Below are 20,814 nucleotides of genomic sequence, written 5' to 3'. Positions count from 1 at the left end.
CGACAGGAAAGAATTAGAGGGACTGAATAGAGCCCTTGGGCAGGACGGCAGTAATGAAGTCCTTCTTGATGGTCACCTGACTTTGCTCGCTCAGGCTCAATACCACGTAGTCGTTGTCGTCGGAGATCTTGGCAATTTTGCCTACCAGACCACCGTTGGTCAGCACTTCGTCTCCCTTGCTCAGAGAAGACATCAGGTTCTTGTGCTCTTTAACCCGCTTGGACTGAGGACGAAAAATCATAAAATAGAAAATCAGGCCAAATACAACCAGCATGATGATCATTTCCATACCGCCACCGGCGGCACCGCCACCTTGGGCGTAAGCACTGGAGATAAAATCCATTCTTGCAGTTTCCTCGTTAATGGTTAAAAACGGTTACTGTTCTTCGCGATGTTCGGCGTTGTTCTGATCCAGAGGCGGCACGGGCTTGCCCTGCCGACAATAGAACTCTGCCACAAAGTCGTCTAATTTACCCTGCTCAATGGCACTCCGTAAACCTTCCATTACCCGTTGATAGTAACGCAGGTTGTGAATGGTGTTTAAACGCGCGCCCAGAATTTCATTGCACTTGTCCAGATGATACAGATAAGCACGGGAGTAATTCTTGCAGGTGTAGCAGTCGCAGTCTGCATCCAGCGGGCCTGTATCTGTCTTGTGTTTGGCGTTACGAATCTTGACCACGCCGTCGGTGGTGAACAGGTGGCCATTGCGGGCGTTGCGGGTAGGCATCACACAATCAAACATGTCCACGCCCCGGCGCACCCCTTCCACCAGATCTTCCGGCTTGCCCACGCCCATCAGGTAGCGGGGCTTGTCTTCAGGAATTTTCGGGCAGGTATGCTCCAGCACCTTGTGCATTTCGTGCTTGGGCTCCCCTACCGCCAGGCCACCCACGGCATAGCCGTCAAAGCCGATTTCAAGCAAGCCGTCCAGAGACTGATCCCGCAGATCTTCGTAAACACTGCCCTGAATAATGCCGAACAGGGCGTTCTTGTTGCCCTGCTTGTCGAAGTGATCCCGGGACCGCTTGGCCCAGCGCAGTGACATTTCCATCGACTTTTTGGCTTCTTCCCAGGTGGCCGGATACGGAGTGCATTCGTCCATGATCATGACAATGTCGGAGCCCAAATCATACTGGATCTCCATGGACACTTCCGGCGACAGGAAGATCTTGTCGCCGTTGACCGGGTTCCGGAAATGTACGCCTTCTTCGGTGATCTTGCGAATATCACCCAGGCTGAACACCTGAAAACCGCCGGAGTCGGTGAGGATCGGTCCCTGCCAGTTCATAAAATCGTGCAAATCGCCGTGCAGTTTCATCACTTCCTGCCCGGGGCGAATCCACAGGTGAAAGGTGTTGCCCAGCAGAATATGGGCACCGGTGGCGGCCACTTCTTCCGGAGTCATGCCCTTGACGGTACCGTAAGTGCCCACCGGCATAAAGGCGGGGGTTTCCACTACGCCCCGGTCAAAAATCAGCCGGCCGCGGCGGGCACGTCCGTCTGTGGTATCCAGTTCAAATTTCATTGTTACCTCACTGGCCGGAGAAACAGTCCGACCTTTGTTTTTGTCGGAATAGGGAGCAGGGACTGGGGAATGGCAACTCCCTAATCCCTATTCCCCATTCCCTGTTGCCGAGTAATAAACATGGCGTCGCCGTAGCTGAAGAAACGGTAACGCTCGGCCACCGCCTGACGGTAGGCTTCCATGATATGGTCCCGGCCGGCAAAGGCACTGACCAGCATGATCAGGGTCGATTCCGGCAGGTGAAAATTGGTGACCATGGCATCCACCAGCTGAAAGCGATAGCCGGGGTAAATAAAGATATCGGTGTCGCCATAAAAAGGTGCCAGCGGCTCGCCTTTGGCCAGACTGGCCTGAGCGGCGCTTTCCAGCGAGCGCACCGAGGTGGTGCCCACGGCTATCACACGGCCGCCTTGAGCACGGGTTGCGTCAATCTGTGCCACCACCTCGGCAGGCACTTCGATGTATTCCGCATGCATTTTATGATCGAGCACATTGTCGACCCGCACCGGCTGAAAGGTGCCGGCCCCCACATGCAGGGTAATAAAGGCAAGCTCGGCCCCTTTGGCGCGAATGGCATTGAGCAACGGCTCGTCAAAATGCAGACCGGCGGTGGGTGCCGCCACGGCACCGGGCTTTTCATTATAAACGGTCTGATAGCGCTCCTTGTCGGCGTCGGTATCGGGCCGGTCAATATAGGGCGGCAGCGGCATATGGCCCACCGCTTCAAGGATCTCCAGCACGGTACGCTGATCGTGAAACTCAATTTCAAACAGGGCGTCGTGGCGGGCCACCATGGTGGCCTTTACATCGGGCTCCAGAATCAGCCCGGTGCCGGGTTTGGGTGCCTTGGACGAACGCACATGGGCCAGCACCCGCTTGTCGTCCAGCATGCGCTCCACCAGCACTTCCAGCTTGCCGCCACTGGCCTTGCGGCCAAACAGCCGGGCCGGAATCACTCTGGTATTGTTGAATACCAGCAAGTCACCAGGATGGATCAAGTCCAGAATGTCGCCAAAACGGCCGTGGGTCAGGTTCCCGCTGTTACCATCCAGCTGCAGCAAGCGGCTGCCGGTACGCTCGGCCATGGGATGGCGGGCAATCAGTTCATCGGGAAGCTCAAAGGAAAAATCGTGGACTTGCATAACTACCTCTGTGTCGGACGAGCGCTAGTCTAGTGAGCGCACCTGACAGGATCAAGGCAATTCGACGTTGAAATAACCGCCGGACAGCCTTGCCATCGGACAATCTTTGCCTTTGACGTGATCCCGGTCAGGTTACTCGCCCATCTTGTTGAGCTATCTTGGTATAAAAGAGGAGAGCAACTATGCCCGCTATTGTTTCCGAGATTATGTCATCCCGCGTTCTGGGGTTGTCTCCTTCTGCCAGTCTGGCCGAAGCCCGCACCCTGATGCAACGCCATCATATTCGTCATTTGCCGATAATCGAAAACGACAAGCTGATAGGCCTGATCAGCCAGCGGGATATTCTGGCGGCTCAGGAGTCCAGCCTGGAGCAGGGCCTTAACGGTGAGTTTCTGCAACAACATCAGCTGTCGGAAATCATGATCACCGGCGTCACCACCGTCAGCCCCCATGCCGGCGTGCGCGAAGCGGCACTTTACCTGCAAAAGCACAAATACGGCTGTCTGCCGGTGGTAGACAAAGGCAAGCTGGTGGGCATAGTGACCGACAGTGACTTTATCGGTGTGGCTATTCACCTGCTGGAGGTACTTGATAACCAGCTGAACGAGCAGGACGATGAGCTGGATCTGAGCGAGCTGGACGACTGGCAAACAGAAGCCGACAGCACCGGTTACCGGGATGACTCCCCCAACGGATGAATTACCTGGCGCATCTGCATCTGGCGGAACTCAGCAATACCAGCCTGGCCGGTGCCCTGCTGGGGGAATATGCCAGGGGCGCAATAGACGCTTCTCTGCCTGCTCCGCTGCAAACCGGCATTGTGCTGCACAGGCGCATCGACAGCTTTACCGACGCGCACCCGCTCCATGCCGGGCAAGTGCGCGCCCTGCCGCCGCCGTTTCGCCGCTTTGGCGGTATTATTACCGACATGATGTTTGATCACTTTCTGGCCCGGCACTGGCAGCGTTTTCATTCTCTGCCCCTTGAAGGCTTTGTGCAGCAGGCTCATGCTCAGCTTGAGCCCGACCGGCACTGGCCCCATTCCATGGTATTACTGGTGGCGCGCATGAAACAAAATAACCTGCTGCTGTATTACCGGGAGTTTGACGGCATCATTACCGCCCTTGGCCGGATTGATCAGCGCTTTAAACGCCCTACGCCCCTGCCCCGCTGCCGGCCCGTGCTGGAGCAGCACTACACCGGTTTTGAACAGGCTTTTCTCGATTTTTATCCCCAACTACAGCATTACGTTCTGCGCCAGGTGCGAGGGTTGGCCGGATAAAAGCAGTCGGGCTGCACCGGCTTATGCGTAAAGTGACGGGTATTTTTAAAAGGCAGCTTCATAAAGCCCCCCACGCCCACATCGGTGATCAAAGGAATATGCTGCACAATCTGCGCCAGCAGGCCGGCAAATTCCGCCTCTGCCCTGGCGTCGAGCAGACGATAATAACTGTGCAGCTTAAGGTGCTCGGCGGTCACCTCAAAAATAATGCAGCCACTGTGATGAAGCTGGTTCAGCCTGGCAATCACCGCCATGATCTCGGCGGGCAGCATCAGTTGCTCGTCCGGATCCCGGCCATCCTCAAAATAAGAATGCGGCTGGCGGTCGGCACCGGTATCGGGTCTGTCTGCCAGCCGGTAGGGAATCTGCATCTCTGGCGGCGGCACAAAAGGCTGTTCCGGCCCGTTTCGGCTCAGATGCAAGGTATTACGGGCATTAAATAAACAGGCCTTGAACACACCGGTTTTGCTGATGGCCCGGGCCAGGGTCACCACATTATTGACCGCCACCACAAAGGCCGGCTGCAGCGACTCGTCATATAAATTCAGGCTGGAGTCGATATTCAGGCCTCGCTCATGCCAGTGAATGGCCAGCCCCCCCATCACCGGATAACGCCCCAGCCGGCTGACCGCGGCCACAAAGGCTTTTTCGGTTTCGCCCATGCCTTCCAGATATTGCTTGTAGTAGCGCTCCAGCTGGGCATCTGCTACCTGCTGTATATCTTCCTGCTCACTGTGCTCCCGCAGAAACGACTTGCGCGAAGAATACACCACGGTTTCTATCTCCCGCCCGCCCCTGCTGAGCCACACCGGCAGCTGAGGCTCATCGTCAAACAGCGGCAGCTCGGGCAGCACCAGCCGTTTTAACCGGGGCATGGCCGCCAGCCAGTAATCCCCGGCCCGGCGGCTGAGTTCAGCGTCGTCCGACAGCATGGCATCCAGCAGCAAAGCAAACTCTTTGGGCAAGCCCAGACTGGTGGCAGGCATGGCCTTGCGGCCAAAACGACAGGCCTGCCCCGAGGCCAGCGCATACAGGGTGCCGGCTACCCCCTGCTCGTCAAAACGAGGGCTGGACAGCGCGCCCGCCAGTTGCTCGGGGCCGATAAAATACACATCCCCCATGCGGGCATTGGACTGCTGCAAATCTCCCGACAGCAGCGCCAGCCCCTGAGCGCCGGCCCAGTTACCGTCGGCGTCCAGTTGCGCAAACACCGAAGAGCCCCAGTCCACCAGACTGATGCGGCCCGTATTTGAGTCATACATAATATTGGACGGTTTGATATCGCCGTGCACCACGGGTGCCGGCTCGCCATGATTGCGGTGGTTGCGTAATACCAGAAGCACCTCTGCCAGCTGAGCGGCAATGTCGATCACTTCCCGCGCCGGCAGCCGGCCACGGCGCAGACTGTAGTGATCCAGATCTTCACCGGCAGCCCGGCTCATCAGCAAAATGCCCTGACGGCCGCGCAGGGCATAGGCAATATAATCCGGAATTAACCGGTGCTGCACACAAGACAGCATATAGGCCTCGTCTGCCAGCCGCTCCCGCACCGCCTCGGGCAGATCAATGCGGGAGAACTTGAACGCCACCTGCTCATCCTGTGCGCCGGTGCCGGCAAAGGTGAACCCATAAACGCCCTTGCCCGCCAGACTGATATTGCGATAACCCAGCTTTTCCAGCTCGGCAACGCACAGGGCAATCCAGTCTTTCAGCTTTTGGGCATCATTGGCACTGAGCAGATAAACCGACTGCTCTTCGGGAATATAAAAGTTGCCCAGGGCATCCATCAGTGCAGCCGTGCCAGCATACGCCCGGGGTGTTCAAGATACTCCTGCCAGCAGCGGTTAAAGCGAGCCATGGTGGCCCCGTCTATGACCCTGTGATCCGCCGACCAGCATACCGTCATGATATGAGTGGCCACTACCCTGTCCTGCTCGTCAAAGCGGGGCAGGCGCTGCAGCCTGCCCATGGCGGCAATGGCCAGCTGGGGCGGATTAACGATGGGGGTAGACACGGTGCCGCCCAGCATACCGATATTGGACAGACTGATGGTGGCTCCCGTAAGCTCGGCCTGAGTCAGGCGTCCATGGCGCGCCGCGTCCGACAAACGGCTCAGCTCCCGGGCAATGGTCAGCAGTGATTTATCTTCACAGTGATGCAGCACCGGCACCAGCAGGCCCGCCGGCGTATCCACCGCCACACCCACATGATGGCCGTCTTCATACACCAGGCTCTTGCCGTCTTCATCGAGCCGGGCACCCAGCAGCGGATAGTCCGACAGCGCCAGCGACAGCGCCTTGATAAAAAACGGCAGCAGCGTCAGTTTCACTGCTTGCTGCTCAAATTCCGGTGCCAGCTGCTGCTTAAGCGCCAGCAGCTCATTCAGGCAAAACTCATCACAGAAGGTAAAACGAGGAATACTGAGGCTTGCGGTCATGTGCCGGGCCATGGCAGCACGTACGCCGGTAATGGGCTCGCGCCAGCCGGAGTCGCTGTGCATGTGCCGGTGCTTACTGCCCTGCAGCCAGGCTTCCACATCTTCCTTGTACACCCGGCCCTTGTCGCCGGAGCCCGGCACCTCGGCAAGGTCGATATTGTACTCCCGGGCCAGCCGGCGCACCGCGGGGCTGGCCACTGCTCGGCTGCCGGCAGATTCGGATGTCGATGGCAGCTCCGGCTGGCTTTCGGTGTCAGAGCTGACGCCAGAGTCAGAGCTGGAGTCCGAGCTGGAGCCTGAGTCAATATCACTCTCGTGCTCAGGCCCGGCATCACTCTCCTCAACGGCCAGCTCCATTTCAAACAGCGGCGCATGCACTTTGGCCATCTCTCCCTTTTTTACATGCAGCCGGCTGATGATGCCCCCATGCACCGCCGGTATCTGCACCAGCGCCTTGTCGGTCATCACATCACAGATGGCCTGATCCTCTTCCACCCGGTCGCCTTCGGCCACCAGCCACTCCACCAGCTCGCACTCCACTATGCCTTCGCCGATATCCGGCAGAAAAAAGTCCTGCTTCATACCGTTCTCCTAAAAATGAATGGTGGCCTCAAGAGCATCGAAAATCTTGTGCTCATCAGGCATATAATGCTTTTCCAGCGCCAGTGGAAAAGGGGTGTCGGGGCCGCATACCCGGGCGACGGGACTTTCCAGATATAAAAAACAACGCTCCTGCACGGTAGCAGCAATTTCGGCACCCACCCCACCGGTCAGCGGTGCCTCATGGCTTATCAGCAGCCGGCCGGTTTTCAGCACGGAATTGACCACGGTTTCTTCATCCCAGGGCAGCAGGCTCTGCAGATCAATCACCTCGCAGGAGATGCCCTCTTTTTCCGCCATGTCCGCCGCTTTCAGCAGATATTCCAGCTGCGCCCCCCAGCCCAGCAGGGTAATATCGCGCCCTTTTCGCACTATCTCGGCCCGGTCCAGCGGCAACTGATAATAGCCTTCATCCACCTCGGCCACCGCCGCCCGGTACAGCCGTTTAGGCTCGAAAAAGATCACCGGATCCGGACAATCAATGGCGGCCAGCAGCAAGCCCTTGGCCTGCACCGGGCCTCTGGGGATCACCACTCTCAGGCCGGGCGTATGCACAAAATAGGCTTCCGGCGACTGGCTGTGATAATGGCCGCCGGCAATGCCGCCGCCATAAGGAGCACGCACCACCAGGCCTCCCACATTAAACTCGTTACCCGAGCGATACCGAAACTTGGCGGTCTCATTCACCAGCTGATCAAAAGCGGGAAAGATATAATCGGCAAACTGAATTTCTGCCACCGGCTTCAGCCCTTTGGCCGCCAGGCCGTTGGCAAAGCCAGCAATGCCCTGCTCGGTAAGGGGCGTATTAAAGCAGCGCGCCTCACCAAATTTGTCTTGCAGGCCGCTGGTGGCCCGGAACACACCACCAAAGTGGCCCACGTCTTCACCAAAGCAGAGCACACCGTCATCCCGCTCCATGGCCAGATGCAGGGCCTGATTCACCGCCTGCAACAGGTTCATTTGTTTCATTGTGACCCTCCCCGCTTGTTGGCGCTGGCTTTAAGCTGCTCCAGCTGCCGCTGCAAGTGAGCCGGCGGCTCGGCATACACATCCTCAATCAGGCTGTCCAGGGGCGGTTTGGGCACCTGCTCCGCCTGCTTCATCGCCTCCAGAATGTGCCGGCGCAGCGTATCCTGCTGGCGGCGATCCTCGTCTTCGCTGAGCCAGCCCTGATGCTGCAGCCAGCGCCGGTAACGGCCGATGGGATCCCGCTTGCGCCAGCGCTCTTCTTCGGCTTTGGAGCGATAACCGCTGGGATCATCGGAAGAAGAATGCGCTCCCAGCCGGTAAGACATGGCTTCAATCAACACCGGCTGCGGCTCCTTCAGCATCAGTTGCCGGGCCTGCAACGTGGCCTCATACACCGCCAGGGCATCGGCTCCGTCCACCCGCAGGGTGCGAATGCCATAGCCCACCGCCCGGCTGGCAATGCCGTCTCCCACAAACTGCTCGCTGGCCGGAGTGGAAATGGCATAGCCATTATTACGACAAAAGAAAATCACCGGGGTTTTCAGCACCGCTGCCATGTTCACCCCCGCATGAAAGTCCCCTTCCGAGGCGGCCCCTTCGCCGAAATAGCAGAGTGTAACCGCCTCCTCACCGGCCAGTCGCTGGCCATAGGCAAAGCCGGTGGCCTGAGGAATTTGCGTGGCCAGCGGAGAAGAAATGGTCATAAAGTTAAGTTCACGGCTGCCGTAATGCACCGGCATCTGCCGGCCCTTGCCCAAATCCCGCTCGTTGGAAAACAGCTGGTTCATAAATTGCTCAAGGGTAAAGCCCCGGTGCAGCAAGGCCCCCTGCTCGCGGTATTGGGCCATTATCATGTCTTGCGGGGCCAGCGCCGCCGCACTGGCCACCGCCTGGGCCTCTTCTCCCAGACTCTGCAGATAAAAACTGATGCGCCCCTGACGCTGAGCCGCCAGCATGCGTTCATCCAGCAGCCGGGTGGCCACCATGCTGTGATACATGGCCAGTGCCTGCTTTTGGCCGATATTCGGCGCAGTGGCCCCCGCATAAAGCTGGCCGTCGTCTTTCAGCAGGCGAAAGGTAGGAATGGTCAGGCCGTGGCCGTCCACAAACCGGACCCGGTGCATCAGGCTAATGGTGGCGTTATTGGGATTGGTCATGCCGTCCTCACAGTCCAGACTGGAACCCTGAGGCTAATTCTAGTAGAGCGGGCAAAATTGAGCCCAGACGAAAAAAGGCAGCCCTCACAGGGCTGCCAAAAACGAGATGGAATATGCGATGTTATTGTTGTGCGTATGACCCGGCTCAGATGTTTTCGAACTGACCCATGGTGTTGTCTTTACCACCGGCCTTGAGAGCGGCCTCACCGGCAAAGAATTCTTTATGGTCGTCACCAATGTTGGAGCCGGCCATGTCCTGGTGTTTGACGGTGGCAATGCCCTGACGAATTTCCTGGCGCTGAACACCTGCCACATAGGCCAGCATGCCTTCGTCACCGAAGTAACCCTTGGCCAGGTTGTCGGTAGACAGGGCCGCAGTGTGGTAAGTAGGCAGGGTGATCAGGTGGTGGAAGATACCGGCTTCACGGGCTGCATCGCGCTGGAAGTTGGCGGTCCACTCATCGGCCAGCTGAGCCAGCTCGGTGCTGTCGTAATCGGCGCTCATCAGGCGGTCGCGGTCATAGGCGGATACATCCTTACCTTCTTCGGCCCAGGCATCGAACACCTGCTGACGGAAGTTCAGAGTCCAGTTGAACGACGGGCTGTTGTTGTACACCAGCTTGGCATCGGGCACCACGGCGCGAATGCGGTCAACCATGCCTTTGATCTGGCCGATGTGCGGTTTCTCGGTTTCAATCCACAGCAGGTCGGCACCGTTTTGCAGGCTGGCAATACAGTCCATTACCACACGGTCTTCACCGGATCCTTCCTTGAACTGGAACAGACCGGAAGCCAGACGCTTGGGACGAACCAGTTTGCCGTTTTGCTTGATAACCACATCGCCGTTGGCAATGTCGTCGGCACTTTGAATTTCGTCACCGTCAATAAAGCTGTTGTACTGATCACCCAGATCACCCGGCTCATTGGTCACGGCAATTTGCTTGGTCAGGCCGGCACCCAGAGAATCGGTACGGGCAACAATCACCCCATCGTCCACACCCAGCTCCAGGAAGGCCAGACGCACGGCGTTAATCTTGGCCAGGAAGTCGGCGTGCGGCACGGTCACCTTGCCGTCCTGGTGGCCACACTGCTTCTCGTCGGATACCTGGTTTTCCAGCTGAATACAGCAGGCACCGGCTTCAATCATCTTCTTGGCCAGCAGGTAGGTGGCTTCCGCATTACCAAAACCGGCGTCAATGTCGGCAACAATCGGCACTATGTGGGTTTCATGGTTATCGATTTGGGCGGTGATCTCTTTTGCTTTAGCAGTATCACCGGCTTTCTGGGCCTCTTCCAGCGCACGGAACAGATGGTTCAGTTCCCAGGAATCAGCCTGGCGCAGAAAGGTGTACAGCTCTTCAATCAGGGCCGGCACAGAGGTTTTCTCGTGCATGGACTGATCCGGCAGCGGACCGAACTCGGAGCGCAGGGCGGCCACCATCCAGCCAGACAGGTAGAGGTAGCGGCGCTTGGTGCTGCCAAAGTGCTTCTTGATGGAAATCAGCTTTTGTTGGCCGATAAAACCGTGCCAGCAGCCCAGAGACTGGGTGTATTGCGCCGGATCCTTGTCATAGGCAGCCATGTCTTCACGCATGATTTTGGCGGTGTATTTGGCAATGTCCAGACCGGTCTTGAATTGATTCTGCACGCGCATGCGGGCGGCATGTTCAGGTTTAATGGCACTCCAGCTCGGGTTTTGCTTGATAAGAGTGGTCAGGGTATCTATCTCGTTTGCGTATGGCATGGTTCCAGTCCTGTCTTGTTTGAAGTTGTCGTCCATCTCTGTCATACCAGCCTGTTCACCGCCGCTTGGCTGATCTGTCAGTTCACATAGTTATTTTTATAGAGCGCCTGGTAGCGCGTTTCCGTTTGTCTGGCTTGTTACAGCAAAAACTTTACCGAACAGTGCCGTTTCTTGTTGTGTTGCGGTGTGGTTATTAAGTTGCGCAAAAAATCAGATTTGTTCAAGATCCGATTTAACTAAAACACAACACACATCACACTCCTTCACCTGCTTGCTACCAAAGTCGCATGGCACCAAACACCTGATAAAACCCGTCTTGCAAAGGTGACTCAAATCACAGCAGCCCCCACAAAATGAAATAAATTAACGTAATAAAAAAACATAAACCAAACAAAGATTAGAGTTAACCCCACTCTTGGTTATGTACTGTCAGCATAGTGCCATTTCGTTTGAAAAGGCTGAGGGCGGGCTTTACAAGCCGGCGCGGATCATTTTTTGCGATCGCAAAAATAAGCCATTGATGATTAAAAAGGGGTGGCCTGTCACCCTGAGTGGTTGTTTGGTCAGAATTTACTGGCGGACAGGAGCAGCCGGTTTACCTGAGTAAAGTGGCATGATCTGGTGCCATTACAGACTCATGGCCGGCACAAAAATTTTTTTGAAAAACGGCTTAAAAAAAACCAATTGATAGTTTTTAACAATCAATTGGAAAGATAATAACGACTTAACCTAACAATAAATGGTCTCTAGTATGGACAGCGTTCGAGACAGGGTCTCATTCGTTAACCTCAATAAGGAGCTTTACATGGCTGTTTCCATCAATACCGAAATCAAACCTTTCACTGCCGATGCGTTTTATCAGGGCGATTTCGTCAAAGTAAGCGATGCGGATCTCAAGGGTAAATGGTCTGTGGTGTTCTTCTACCCCGCCGACTTCACTTTTGTGTGCCCCACCGAGCTGGGTGATCTGGCCGACCATTATGAAGAGCTGCAGAAAATGGGCGTGGAAGTGTACTCGGTATCCACTGACACTCACTTCACCCACAAGGCCTGGCACGACAGCTCCGAGACCATTGGCAAGATCAACTACTACATGGTGGGCGATCAGACCGGCACCATTACCAACAACTTCGGTGTGATGCGTGAAGGTCAGGGCCTGGCAGACCGCGCCACCTTTATCATTGATCCTCAGGGTGTGATTCAGGCCATTGAAGTCACTGCCGAAGGCATTGGCCGCGATGCCTCCGACCTGGTGCGCAAGATCAAGGCTGCCCAGTATGTAGCTGCGCACCCGGGTGAAGTATGCCCCGCCAAATGGCAGGAAGGCGAAGCCACTCTGGCTCCGTCGCTCGACCTGGTAGGCAAAATCTAAATTTTTGTTGCCCTGTGCCCGCCGCCTGCGGCGGGCCTTTTACAAACCTTTTCTATTTGTTTACCACACAGGACATCACCATGCTGAACGATAATCTCAAACAACAACTTTCTACCTATCTGCAAAACATTACCTCGCCGGTAGCCCTCAGCGTGTCCGGTGATGGCTCTGCAAAATCCAATGAATTAAGAGAGCTGGCCAGCCAGATTAGCGGGCTCTCAAATCAAATCAGCCTGACTGAAACTCAGGCTGCACGCACGCCCAGCATGAGCATTGCCGCCGAAGGCCAGGAGCCGCGCATCAGCTTTGCAGGCATTCCGCTGGGTCACGAGTTCACCTCTCTGGTGCTGGCCCTGCTGCAGACCGGTGGCCATCCGTCTAAGGCTGCCCCCGAGCTGCAGCAGCAGATTCGGGATCTTAAAGGTGAATTTCACTTTGAAACCTATGTGTCGCTGTCGTGCCAGAACTGCCCGGACGTGGTGCAGGCGCTGAACCTGATGGCTACCCTCAATCCCAACATTACTCATGTAATGATTGACGGTGCCCTGTTTCAGGACGAAGTGAACGAGCGCCAGATTATGGCGGTGCCTGCGGTTTACCTGAATGGCGAGCACTTTGGGCAGGGCCGCATGACCCTGGAAGAAATTGTCGGCAAGCTCGATACCGGTGCTGCCGAGCGCCAAGCAGAGGCCCTTAACGAACAGGCCCCCTTTGATGTGCTGGTGGTGGGCGGTGGCCCCGCCGGTGCCGCAGCGGCCATTTATGCCGCTCGCAAAGGAGTGCGCACCGGTCTGGTGGCCGAGCGCTTTGGCGGCCAGGTGATGGACACAGTGGGCATTGAGAACTTTATTTCCGTGCCCTACACCGAAGGCCCCAAACTGGCCGCCAGCCTGGAGCAGCACCTGAAGGAATATGACGTTGAGCTGATCACCAGCCAGCGTGCCGCCGGCATACATCAAAACGAGCTGATTGAAGTGCCGCTGGCAAGCGGTGCCGTACTTAAGAGCAAGTCGGTCATTCTGGCCACCGGTGCCCGCTGGCGCGAGCTGAATGTGCCCGGCGAAGCTGAATACCGTACCAAAGGGGTGGCCTACTGCCCCCACTGTGACGGCCCCTTCTTCAAGGGCAAGCGGGTGGCCGTGGTGGGTGGCGGCAACTCCGGCATTGAAGCCGCCATCGATCTGGCTGGTATTGTCGAGCATGTCACCGTGCTGGAGTTTGCCGATACCCTGCGCGCCGACGAGGTGCTGCAGCGCAAGGCCCGTTCCATGGGCAATATCGACATCATTATGAATGCCCAGACCACACAAGTGCTGGGTGATGGCAACAAGGTCACCGGCATACAGTATACCGACCGCGTCAGCGGTGACAGCAAGCAACTCGATGTGGCAGGTATTTTTGTACAGATTGGTCTGGTGCCTAACACCGAGTTTCTGCAAGGTTCGGAGATAGAGCTGACCCGCTTTGGTGAAGTCATCATAGACGCCAAAGGGGCCACTTCCATGCCGGGCGTGTTTGCCGCCGGCGACGCCACTACCGTGCCCTACAAGCAGATCATTATCTCAATGGGTGCCGGTGCCACCGCCGCGCTGGGAGCCTTTGATCACCTGATCCGGAGTTAACACCCAAGGAATCGGGAATAGTGATTGGGGAATAGTAAATCCCTGGTCCCTATTCCCTGCTCCCTTGCAGTTGCGCCTTGAGGTTGGGCGGCGTGCCCCTGATGGTCAGGGTGTCGGTGGCGGGGTCATATTCAATACGCTCTCCCAGCAGCTTCTGATCAAAACTGATGGTCAGACCGCCGCCGGATCCCACGTATTTGGTCAGCCCTTTGAGGGAAAATCTGTCCACCGGAAAACGCTCTTCCAGCGCATATTCCTCGCTCACAAACTGATAAAAGTCGAGATCGTCGTCCGAGCCCAGCTCGGCCGACAGCTCCCGCAACTCCAGCTCTTCCCCTTCCTTTAACTGCTCCCGGCAGTATTTGCTGATGGTAGCCTTGCTTTCTTCCCGCTCTTCCTTGCTCAGCTGACGGGCATCGCAGTAGTCATCCACCGCCTTCATCAGGCCCTGGCTCTGCACCTTGGGATCCATGCCCTCAACACAAGACAGAAAGTTAAGAAAGAAGTCCGACACCTTGCGTCCGGCCCGGCCCTTGATAAAAGAGAAATACCGTTTTGACTCGGGGCGGGTCTGCAACTCGGTCAGATCCAGCCGTGCCGCCAGCTGCATGCGCCCCAGGTCCAGATAGCTGGCCCGGCTCACATCCAGCTTTTCGGTCACGGTGACGCTGTCTTTGTTATCCAGCAGGGCTATCAGCAGATAACGGGCACCCAGCCACTGATAATGCACAAACAGCAGCACGCCTTCTTCCTGCATATCCAGCCGGTTCAGCTCCCCCAGCAGCCGATCGGCGGCCTGATGAGAAAAGGCCGCAAAGCCCAGGCTCTGATCTTCCATTCGCCGCACCAGATCTCTGAAACCGGTGTCTTCCTCACTGAAATAACCAAACACCTTGCCGGCCTTGGTATTGTAAACATGATGCAGCTCGCTCATCAGCTGATTTACTGCCGGGCCAGTGGCCAGCTCATCGTCACGCTTGGCAAGGGCGGTCTGCCCCTGCTCATTCAGAAACAGGGAATGTACTATGATGTGTTCTATGTCCAGGCTCATATCAGATTGCCATAGAGTTGCCGAATGGGGTGGGGTATTATAGACGCCCTGTTACCAAGTTAAATGACTGAACGCCCATGCCTGTTATTTCCAAATACGACAAACAATTCGACCAGCTGCTGAGTGAACTGGAAGCAGTCATGGACAACCATAAAGCTCCGGCAGATCTTCGCCTGATGGTGCTGGGCAACCTGGCTACGCATATCATCAATCATCAGATTGCTCCCGGCCAGCGCAAAGCCATTGCCGACAAGTTTGCCAGCGTGCTCACTTCATCCGTCGACACACAAAAAGGGGCGCACTAAGCGCCCTTTGCTTCACCGAGAATCATACCGCTCATGGTTGAAACCGGCCCCCAGTATCGTGACCACGTTTCCCGCCTGATTGGCTGGGGTCACTGGTTTGTGTTTTTCAATATTCTGCTGGCCATGGCGGTATCGGTGCGCTATTTGTTTGCCGCCGGCCTGCCCGACACTGTGCTGGGCACCGTCTATATGCTGGTGAGCTGGGTCGGGCATTTTGCCTTTCTGACCTTCTGCACCTATCTGCTGACGCTGTTTCCGCTCACATTTTTATTTCCGAAACTGAAAGCAGTGCAGTTTCTCGGAGCTGGCCTGGCCACAGGGGCACTTACCCTGTTACTGATAGACACTCAGGTATTCAGCCTGTTTGGATTTCATTTAAATCCCTCAGTGTGGCGGCTGCTGCTGGATCAGGCCCAGGCGGAAGGAGCGTCCGGCTGGGGCTGGCTGTTTGCCCTGGTGCCGGTGCTGTTTGTGCTGGAGCTGTGGCTGGGTGCCTGGCTGTGGCGCTGGAGCCCGCGCCGTTCACGCAGACTGTCGCGCCCGCTTGGCCTGCCACTGCTGGTGTGCTTTTTTCTCACCCACAGCGTGCATATCTGGGCAGATGCCACCCTGTATACGCCCATTACTCTGCAAAAAGCCAACTTTCCGCTGTCTTATCCCATGACCGCCAAAAGCTTTTTAATCAAGCAGGGCTGGCTGGATGAAGCAGAATATCGCGAACGCTCCGAGCAAATTATCGATAAACCCAAGCAGCGGCTGAATTACCCGCTCCGGCCGTTATCGGTACAACCGCCGGAGCGGGCACCCAATATTCTGCTGGTGGTGGCAGATGGTCTGCGGGCGGATTATCTCGATCATATTACCATGCCCAATCTGAGCCGTTACGCTGAACGCCATCTGCGTTTTGACGATCACCTCAGTGCCGGCAACCGGCCGGAACCGGCACTGTTCAGCCTGTTTTACAGTCTGCCTGCCCATTACCGCCGGGAAGCCGAGCTGGAGCGCACCGCCCCAGTGCTGCTAAACGAATTGCAGCGTCAGGACTATCGCTTTGGTTTGTTTGTCAGCGGTGGCACCGGCTCACCTCTCTATAAAGACGCTATTTTCAGCAATCTTCGCTCGCCAGGCATGCAGGCGGCTCCGGAAGGTGCCGAAGGTGACCGGCAAGCACTGAGTAATTTTGCCAACTGGCTCAATACTCAGAGTAAGGAGCGGCCCTGGTTTTCTTATGTGTATCTGGATGCGCTGAATTCACTGTCAGTACCCGAGGGATTGCAAGGGCCGTTTCAGCCAGCGCTGGATCAGCTGAACCCGGCAGCTCCTTTTCAGTCCGGGCAAAGAGATGCGCTGCTAAATCATTACCGCAACGCCGTATTTTATACCGATCAGCTGCTGGGTGCTCTGCTGGGGCTGGTACAAAATGCCGAACGCGACACCATAGTGGTAGTGACCGCAGGGCATGGCATGGAGTTTAATGACAACGGTAATAACACCTGGGGTTATGGCAATGCCTATTCACCGGCACAACTGCGGGTACCACTGGTAATAGGCTGGCCCGGCAAACCTGCAGAACACATCAGTTATCCCACCAGTCACCTTGATCTGGCCCCTACCCTGCTGCAACAGGCGCTGGGTGTGACAACGCCGCTGCGCAGCTATGCCAGCGGTCAGTCACTGTTCAGAGCTCGTCCAAATCGCTGGCGGATGGCCTCTGATGAAGAGGAATATGCCATTTATCAGCAAAACGATATTACCCTGTTCAGCCGTCGTGGCGAGCTGCAGCTGGTGGATGCCACAAGCTTTCAGGAGCGCAAAGACAGCAGCCCGGAGCTGACACTGTTAATGCAGGTAATGAACGAACTCAACCGGTTTCAGGGGGAATGAACACCGGGGATTAGGGATTATCGGTTACGATTCCCTGTTCACCAGTCCCTGTTCCCTGTTATTTAATCCAGTACCCGTCGCGCCTGCCAGTAGCGGCTGCGCCAATAGACATTATCCAGGCTGGAAATGGTCACGCCTACGCTGGACGACGCATGAGCAAACTTGCCATTGCCCACATACACGCCGTTATGACGGGTGCTGCGGCCGGTGCGGAAAAACACCAGATCACCGGGGCGAAGCTCACTGCGGTCAATTTCACGCCCCAGCAATACCTGCTCATAGGTACTGCGGGGCAGCTCCATGCCAAACGCTTCCTGATACATGGTCTGAGTAAAGGCAGAGCAATCTATGCCCTGCTCACTCTCACCACCAAAGCGATAGGGAACACCACGCCAGCGCTGATATACCTGCTGCAGATCCGCCAGTGCAGAAAGCGGACGGCTGGGCTTCATGGGCGTTGTACTGATGCTGTAAGTCAGGGAAGAGGACGGCTTTTTACCAGTCATCCTTTTGCCTGACTCGGAATCGTGAGTGCTGCTGCACCCCGTCATTACCAGCAGACTGCCAACAACAATGATATGTTTAAGCATTATGAACAATGACAACCGAACAATGGGTTCCAGCATAGTCCAGTTGCTGCGTATTTTGCAAAGCGAAAAATGAGTAAAAACAAGGATATTTTTGCAGAGCTGTTAATTTGTGATGCCATGGCGATAAATTCGCCGAAAGATGCTTATAAGCTGCTCTCAACTCCGGAAAAACAGCGCCTGGCAGCCATCAAAAATGCGCAGCAGGCGCACCTGTATCTGCTCAGCCGCTACCTGCTGCGCCAGCGGCTGGGCAGTCTGCTGGCTGTGCCTCCCGACAGCCTTGACTTTTATCGTACCGACAAAGGCAAACCCGAGCTGCATGGCGAACCGCTCAGATTCAACCTGAGCCACAGCGGCTCACTGCTGGCACTGGCCATTTCCAGCGAGCCCGTTGGCGTGGATCTGGAAAGCCGGCTGCTGGCACCTGCCGGCATTCAGCGGCTGGCCCGGCGCTATCTGGCAACGCAAGAACAAACCTGGCTGGCACAAAGTACACAGCCTGCCAGTGACTTTCAGCAGCTCTGGACCATCAAGGAAGCGGTCCTGAAAGCTGATGGCAGCGGCATCGCCAATAATCTGCACAGAGTATGCTGGCAGCCCGGCAGTCATAGCGCCCGCTTCAACGAACGGGAATACCGGCTGCAACACTGGCCTGTTGGCACCGGTACATTAACGCTGGCTTCAGCCCGGAGTACGCCGGTGCGGCTGCCGGACCTGGCTGATTATGGGCCGATGCTTGAAATTACCGGTGTGCAACCCAATCTAGCCATAAACCCCTAAAGAGACATTTACATGATCCTTGATATCACGGTAGAAAATTTTCAGCAGGCGCTGATCCAGGCATCCATGGAAAAAACGGTAGTGATCTTCTTTCATGCCGCTCAGGTGCCCGAATGTGAGCCCATGCGCATTCAGGCAGAGCAGCTGATCGGTGCCGACAACAGCCATGTGGATCTGGCCAGGGTAGATGTGGCCGATCCGCAGCTGCAAAGTCTGGCCATGCAGCTGGGACTGCAGGCGCTGCCGGCGCTGGTGGCTTTTAAGGAAGGGCAGCCGGTAGACGTACTGGAAGGCCCGCAGGATGAACATGCCCTCAAGACTTTTCTCAAGCCCTATCTGCCCAACGAGGCGGAACTGCTGCTGGATCAGGCCAAGCAAATGCTCGGTATGGATCCAAAAGCCGCTTACGGTCTGCTGCAGCAGGCCAGAGCGCTGGACGACACCCCGGCCATTCGCCTGACCCTGGCCGAAACCGCCCTCGCCCTGAACAAACTGGAAGAAACTCAGCAGCTGCTCGGCACCATCGGCATGGCAGATCAGGACAGTCAGTATCAGCATATTCTGGCCCGGCTGGAGCTGGCTCAGGAAGCCGCCGACAGCCCCGAGCTGCGCGAGCTGGAGCAGAAACTGGCTGCCGCACCGGACGACCTTGGACTGAAAGAAGAGCTGGCAGTGCAGTATTTTCAGGCCGGCCGGCAGGAAGAAGGTTTACAGCTGCTGATTGAAATATTGCAGAAAGACCTCGCTTTTGGCGAAGCCAAAAAACACCTGCTGGATATGCTCACCAGCATGGGTGCCGATCCGCTGGCATCACGCTACCGCCGCAAGCTGTACAGTATGTTGTACTGATCGGGACCAGGGATATCGTAGGTTGGCGACGAGCGAAGCGAGTCCCAACAATCGAGCAAGCCGTGACAGTGTTGGGATTCGCGCTGCTCATCCCAACCTACTCTTCTTACCGCTGACAGCTTATGGCTTACGGCTCCCCGAAGGGGGTTACCAGCTGGCAGCAATCACCAGCACTACCAGCAGCGGGCACACCAGCCGCACATACCAGGGCCAGATACGCCAGAACAGGCTGCCGGCAAGCTCGGGAGTACCTTTCACCAGCTCGTCAAACAGCTTGGCCCGGCCCCACATCCAGCCCCCCAGCACACAAAAGCCCAGCCCCACCAGCGGCTGAATATTCTGGGTAGACAGGCGAATAACAAAACCGAACAAAGCGCCGAAATTCAGACAGATCACCACACTGAACAGCGCCAGCGCCCCTCCCAGCAACCAGGTCACCATGGGTCTGGGAGCATTAAAACGCTCTGTGGTGTAAGACACAGGTACTTCCAGCATGGAAATCGATGAGGTCAGTGCTGCTATCCCCATCAGCACAAAGAACACCAGCGCCATCACCAGGCCCACGGGCCCCATGGTCTCGAACAAGGCCGGTAGTACCTCAAATACCAGGGTATCACTGCTCAGCAGGCTGCCGTCTTCGGCATAAATGGTCACACCGTTATGCATGGCCACAAACATGGCGGGCAAAATCACCAGCCCCGCCAGAAAGGCCACGCCGGTATCCAGCAACGTCACCTGAAAAGCAGTGGCGGGAATACTTTCCTGCCGGCTCAGATAAGAGCCGTACATCAGCATGGAACAACCGCCGATGGTCAGAGAGAAAAACGCCTGCCCCATGGCACTGATCAACAGCTGACTGTCCATCACTTTGCTGAAGTCAGGCACCAGATAATGACGCAACCCTTCCATGGCCCCATTCTGAGTGAGAATGTAGCCAAACAGCAGAATAAACAGCACAAACAGCGCCGGCATCAGCCGTGCCGACCAGCGTTCTATGCCCTTGCGCACACCGGCCTGCACCACCAGAATGGTGAGCAGGTAAAACACCAGGGTCCAGACAATATTACGGCCCAGGCCAAAGGCTTCCAGCCAGCCGGTGGCGGCCTGCCAGCCCAGCATACGGGTTACGCTGGCGGCCAGAAAAGCCAGCAGCCAGCCCGCCACAATGGCATAAAACGACAGCACCAGGCTGGGTACCAGCATGCCTGCATAACCCACCAGGGCCGCCAGCTGCTTTTGCAGCCGGGTTTTACCCAGTTTACGCACCGAGTCCACCGGGTTGGCCTGACCGTGCCGGCCAATGGCCACTTCCATAATCAGCATGGGAAATGCCAGGATCAGCACCAATACCAGATAGGCCACCAGAAAAGCTCCGCCGCCATTGCTGGCCGCCTGGGTAGGAAAGCCCCAGATATTACCCAGTCCTACCGCTGCTCCCGCGGCCGCCATAATAAACCCGAAGCGGGAAGCAAAATGTTCTCTCACTCTGTATTCCTTGAATT

General features: G+C 56.5%; 19 protein-coding genes. 8 read left to right on the top strand and 11 right to left on the bottom strand.

The features are described from left to right. Window positions 1-13 precede the first annotated feature (13 nt). The 3 genes from yajC to queA form a co-directional block, all read right to left on the bottom strand. Window positions 14-343 (bottom strand): preprotein translocase subunit YajC, encoded by a 330-nt coding sequence (gene yajC, locus R0I78_RS09825; protein ID WP_019934299.1) that lies wholly within the window; start codon window positions 341-343, stop codon window positions 14-16. Window positions 344-376: 33 nt separating this feature from the next. After that, window positions 377-1,528 (bottom strand): tRNA guanosine(34) transglycosylase Tgt, encoded by a 1,152-nt coding sequence (gene tgt / locus R0I78_RS09820; protein WP_317075201.1) that lies wholly within the window; start codon window positions 1,526-1,528, stop codon window positions 377-379. Between the two features lie 80 nt (window positions 1,529-1,608). Continuing rightward, window positions 1,609-2,670, bottom strand: a complete 1,062-nt coding sequence (gene queA / locus R0I78_RS09815; protein ID WP_317075200.1) for a tRNA preQ1(34) S-adenosylmethionine ribosyltransferase-isomerase QueA — start codon at window positions 2,668-2,670, stop codon at window positions 1,609-1,611. Between the two features lie 182 nt (window positions 2,671-2,852). Between queA and R0I78_RS09810 the strand changes: the two genes are divergently transcribed. Both R0I78_RS09810 and R0I78_RS09805 read left to right on the top strand, forming a co-directional pair. Continuing rightward, complete coding sequence (locus R0I78_RS09810) at window positions 2,853-3,368, top strand: CBS domain-containing protein (protein WP_317075199.1); 516 nt, start codon at window positions 2,853-2,855, stop codon at window positions 3,366-3,368. Next, the gene (locus tag R0I78_RS09805) at window positions 3,365-3,952 is read left to right on the top strand and encodes an ACP phosphodiesterase (RefSeq protein WP_317075198.1); all 588 of its coding nucleotides are present in this window, start codon (window positions 3,365-3,367) and stop codon (window positions 3,950-3,952) included. The genes R0I78_RS09810 and R0I78_RS09805 overlap by 4 nt, the downstream gene beginning before the upstream one ends. Here the strand turns inward: R0I78_RS09805 and R0I78_RS09800 are convergent. The 5 genes from R0I78_RS09800 to R0I78_RS09780 all read right to left on the bottom strand — a co-directional run bounded on the left by R0I78_RS09800 (window position 3,916) and on the right by R0I78_RS09780 (window position 10,859). Beyond that, window positions 3,916-5,739 (bottom strand): protein kinase domain-containing protein, encoded by a 1,824-nt coding sequence (locus R0I78_RS09800; protein ID WP_317075197.1) that lies wholly within the window; start codon window positions 5,737-5,739, stop codon window positions 3,916-3,918. The two genes, R0I78_RS09805 and R0I78_RS09800, sit on opposite strands and share 37 nt — an antisense overlap. After that, complete coding sequence (locus R0I78_RS09795) at window positions 5,739-6,971, bottom strand: 2-oxo acid dehydrogenase subunit E2 (RefSeq protein ID WP_317075196.1); 1,233 nt, start codon at window positions 6,969-6,971, stop codon at window positions 5,739-5,741. Before R0I78_RS09795 ends, R0I78_RS09800 begins: the two co-directional genes overlap by 1 nt. 9 nt (window positions 6,972-6,980) lie before the next feature. After that, on the bottom strand, window positions 6,981-7,958 hold the full coding sequence (locus tag R0I78_RS09790; RefSeq protein WP_019934306.1) for an alpha-ketoacid dehydrogenase subunit beta: 978 nt from the start codon (window positions 7,956-7,958) through the stop codon (window positions 6,981-6,983). Next, entirely contained in the window at window positions 7,955-9,115 is a 1,161-nt protein-coding gene (locus R0I78_RS09785; protein ID WP_317075195.1) for a thiamine pyrophosphate-dependent dehydrogenase E1 component subunit alpha, read from the bottom strand. Before R0I78_RS09785 ends, R0I78_RS09790 begins: the two co-directional genes overlap by 4 nt. A gap of 145 nt (window positions 9,116-9,260) precedes the next feature. After that, window positions 9,261-10,859: an isocitrate lyase gene (locus R0I78_RS09780; RefSeq protein WP_317075194.1), complete on the bottom strand. Its 1,599-nt coding sequence runs from the start codon at window positions 10,857-10,859 to the stop codon at window positions 9,261-9,263. An 805-nt stretch (window positions 10,860-11,664) separates the two neighbouring features. Here R0I78_RS09780 and ahpC point away from each other — a divergent pair. Then, the gene (gene ahpC, locus R0I78_RS09775; RefSeq protein ID WP_019934309.1) at window positions 11,665-12,231 is read left to right on the top strand and encodes an alkyl hydroperoxide reductase subunit C; all 567 of its coding nucleotides are present in this window, start codon (window positions 11,665-11,667) and stop codon (window positions 12,229-12,231) included. Window positions 12,232-12,311: 80 nt separating this feature from the next. Then, window positions 12,312-13,853, top strand: coding sequence for an alkyl hydroperoxide reductase subunit F (gene ahpF, locus R0I78_RS09770; RefSeq protein ID WP_317075193.1), 1,542 nt, complete (start codon window positions 12,312-12,314; stop codon window positions 13,851-13,853). Window positions 13,854-13,902: 49 nt separating this feature from the next. Here the strand turns inward: ahpF and yejK are convergent, their stop codons facing one another. Beyond that, on the bottom strand, window positions 13,903-14,904 hold the full coding sequence (yejK, locus tag R0I78_RS09765; protein ID WP_317075192.1) for a nucleoid-associated protein YejK: 1,002 nt from the start codon (window positions 14,902-14,904) through the stop codon (window positions 13,903-13,905). Between the two features lie 77 nt (window positions 14,905-14,981). On the opposite strand from yejK, the gene R0I78_RS09760 reads away from it, so the two are divergent. Beyond that, on the top strand, window positions 14,982-15,209 hold the full coding sequence (locus tag R0I78_RS09760; RefSeq protein WP_019934312.1) for a DUF1414 domain-containing protein: 228 nt from the start codon (window positions 14,982-14,984) through the stop codon (window positions 15,207-15,209). 33 nt (window positions 15,210-15,242) lie between these two features. Further along, window positions 15,243-17,093, top strand: a complete 1,851-nt coding sequence (locus R0I78_RS09755) for a DUF3413 domain-containing protein (protein WP_317075191.1) — start codon at window positions 15,243-15,245, stop codon at window positions 17,091-17,093. Between the two features lie 62 nt (window positions 17,094-17,155). On the opposite strand, the gene R0I78_RS09750 is transcribed toward R0I78_RS09755, so the two are convergent. After that, window positions 17,156-17,599 (bottom strand): NlpC/P60 family protein, encoded by a 444-nt coding sequence (locus R0I78_RS09750; protein ID WP_395536348.1) that lies wholly within the window; start codon window positions 17,597-17,599, stop codon window positions 17,156-17,158. A gap of 153 nt (window positions 17,600-17,752) precedes the next feature. Between R0I78_RS09750 and R0I78_RS09745 the strand changes: the two genes are divergently transcribed. Next, the gene (locus R0I78_RS09745; protein ID WP_317075190.1) at window positions 17,753-18,463 is read left to right on the top strand and encodes a 4'-phosphopantetheinyl transferase family protein; all 711 of its coding nucleotides are present in this window, start codon (window positions 17,753-17,755) and stop codon (window positions 18,461-18,463) included. 12 nt (window positions 18,464-18,475) lie between these two features. Next, window positions 18,476-19,312, top strand: a complete 837-nt coding sequence (locus tag R0I78_RS09740) for a tetratricopeptide repeat protein (RefSeq protein WP_019934316.1) — start codon at window positions 18,476-18,478, stop codon at window positions 19,310-19,312. 147 nt (window positions 19,313-19,459) lie between these two features. On the opposite strand, the gene R0I78_RS09735 is transcribed toward R0I78_RS09740, so the two are convergent. Further along, window positions 19,460-20,797: a sodium-dependent transporter gene (locus tag R0I78_RS09735; RefSeq protein ID WP_019934317.1), complete on the bottom strand. Its 1,338-nt coding sequence runs from the start codon at window positions 20,795-20,797 to the stop codon at window positions 19,460-19,462. Window positions 20,798-20,814: the final 17 nt, after the last annotated feature.

Source organism: Oceanimonas sp. CAM02 (genome assembly GCF_032842915.1).
Classification (GTDB): Bacteria; Pseudomonadota; Gammaproteobacteria; order Enterobacterales; family Aeromonadaceae; genus Oceanimonas; species Oceanimonas smirnovii.
This window is presented reverse-complemented; position numbering and strand designations above follow the sequence as displayed.

Bases quoted from the DNA above. Each gene is read 5' to 3' on its own strand.
- R0I78_RS09800 (WP_317075197.1), bottom strand. From the start codon at position 5,739: ATGGATGCCCTGGGCAACTTTTATATTCCCGAAGAGCAGTCGGTTTAT.
- R0I78_RS09740 (WP_019934316.1), top strand. From the start codon at position 18,476: ATGATCCTTGATATCACGGTAGAAAATTTTCAGCAGGCGCTGATCCAG.
- R0I78_RS09810 (WP_317075199.1), top strand. From the start codon at position 2,853: ATGCCCGCTATTGTTTCCGAGATTATGTCATCCCGCGTTCTGGGGTTG.
- R0I78_RS09785 (WP_317075195.1), bottom strand. From the start codon at position 9,115: ATGACCAATCCCAATAACGCCACCATTAGCCTGATGCACCGGGTCCGG.
- ahpF (WP_317075193.1), top strand. From the start codon at position 12,312: ATGCTGAACGATAATCTCAAACAACAACTTTCTACCTATCTGCAAAAC.
- R0I78_RS09805 (WP_317075198.1), top strand. From the start codon at position 3,365: ATGAATTACCTGGCGCATCTGCATCTGGCGGAACTCAGCAATACCAGC.
- tgt (WP_317075201.1), bottom strand. From the start codon at position 1,528: ATGAAATTTGAACTGGATACCACAGACGGACGTGCCCGCCGCGGCCGG.
- R0I78_RS09780 (WP_317075194.1), bottom strand. From the start codon at position 10,859: ATGCCATACGCAAACGAGATAGATACCCTGACCACTCTTATCAAGCAA.
- R0I78_RS09795 (WP_317075196.1), bottom strand. From the start codon at position 6,971: ATGAAGCAGGACTTTTTTCTGCCGGATATCGGCGAAGGCATAGTGGAG.
- ahpC (WP_019934309.1), top strand. From the start codon at position 11,665: ATGGCTGTTTCCATCAATACCGAAATCAAACCTTTCACTGCCGATGCG.
- R0I78_RS09790 (WP_019934306.1), bottom strand. From the start codon at position 7,958: ATGAAACAAATGAACCTGTTGCAGGCGGTGAATCAGGCCCTGCATCTG.
- R0I78_RS09745 (WP_317075190.1), top strand. From the start codon at position 17,753: ATGAGTAAAAACAAGGATATTTTTGCAGAGCTGTTAATTTGTGATGCC.
- R0I78_RS09760 (WP_019934312.1), top strand. From the start codon at position 14,982: ATGCCTGTTATTTCCAAATACGACAAACAATTCGACCAGCTGCTGAGT.
- yejK (WP_317075192.1), bottom strand. From the start codon at position 14,904: ATGAGCCTGGACATAGAACACATCATAGTACATTCCCTGTTTCTGAAT.
- R0I78_RS09755 (WP_317075191.1), top strand. From the start codon at position 15,243: ATGGTTGAAACCGGCCCCCAGTATCGTGACCACGTTTCCCGCCTGATT.
- queA (WP_317075200.1), bottom strand. From the start codon at position 2,670: ATGCAAGTCCACGATTTTTCCTTTGAGCTTCCCGATGAACTGATTGCC.
- yajC (WP_019934299.1), bottom strand. From the start codon at position 343: ATGGATTTTATCTCCAGTGCTTACGCCCAAGGTGGCGGTGCCGCCGGT.
- R0I78_RS09750 (WP_395536348.1), bottom strand. From the start codon at position 17,599: ATGACTGGTAAAAAGCCGTCCTCTTCCCTGACTTACAGCATCAGTACA.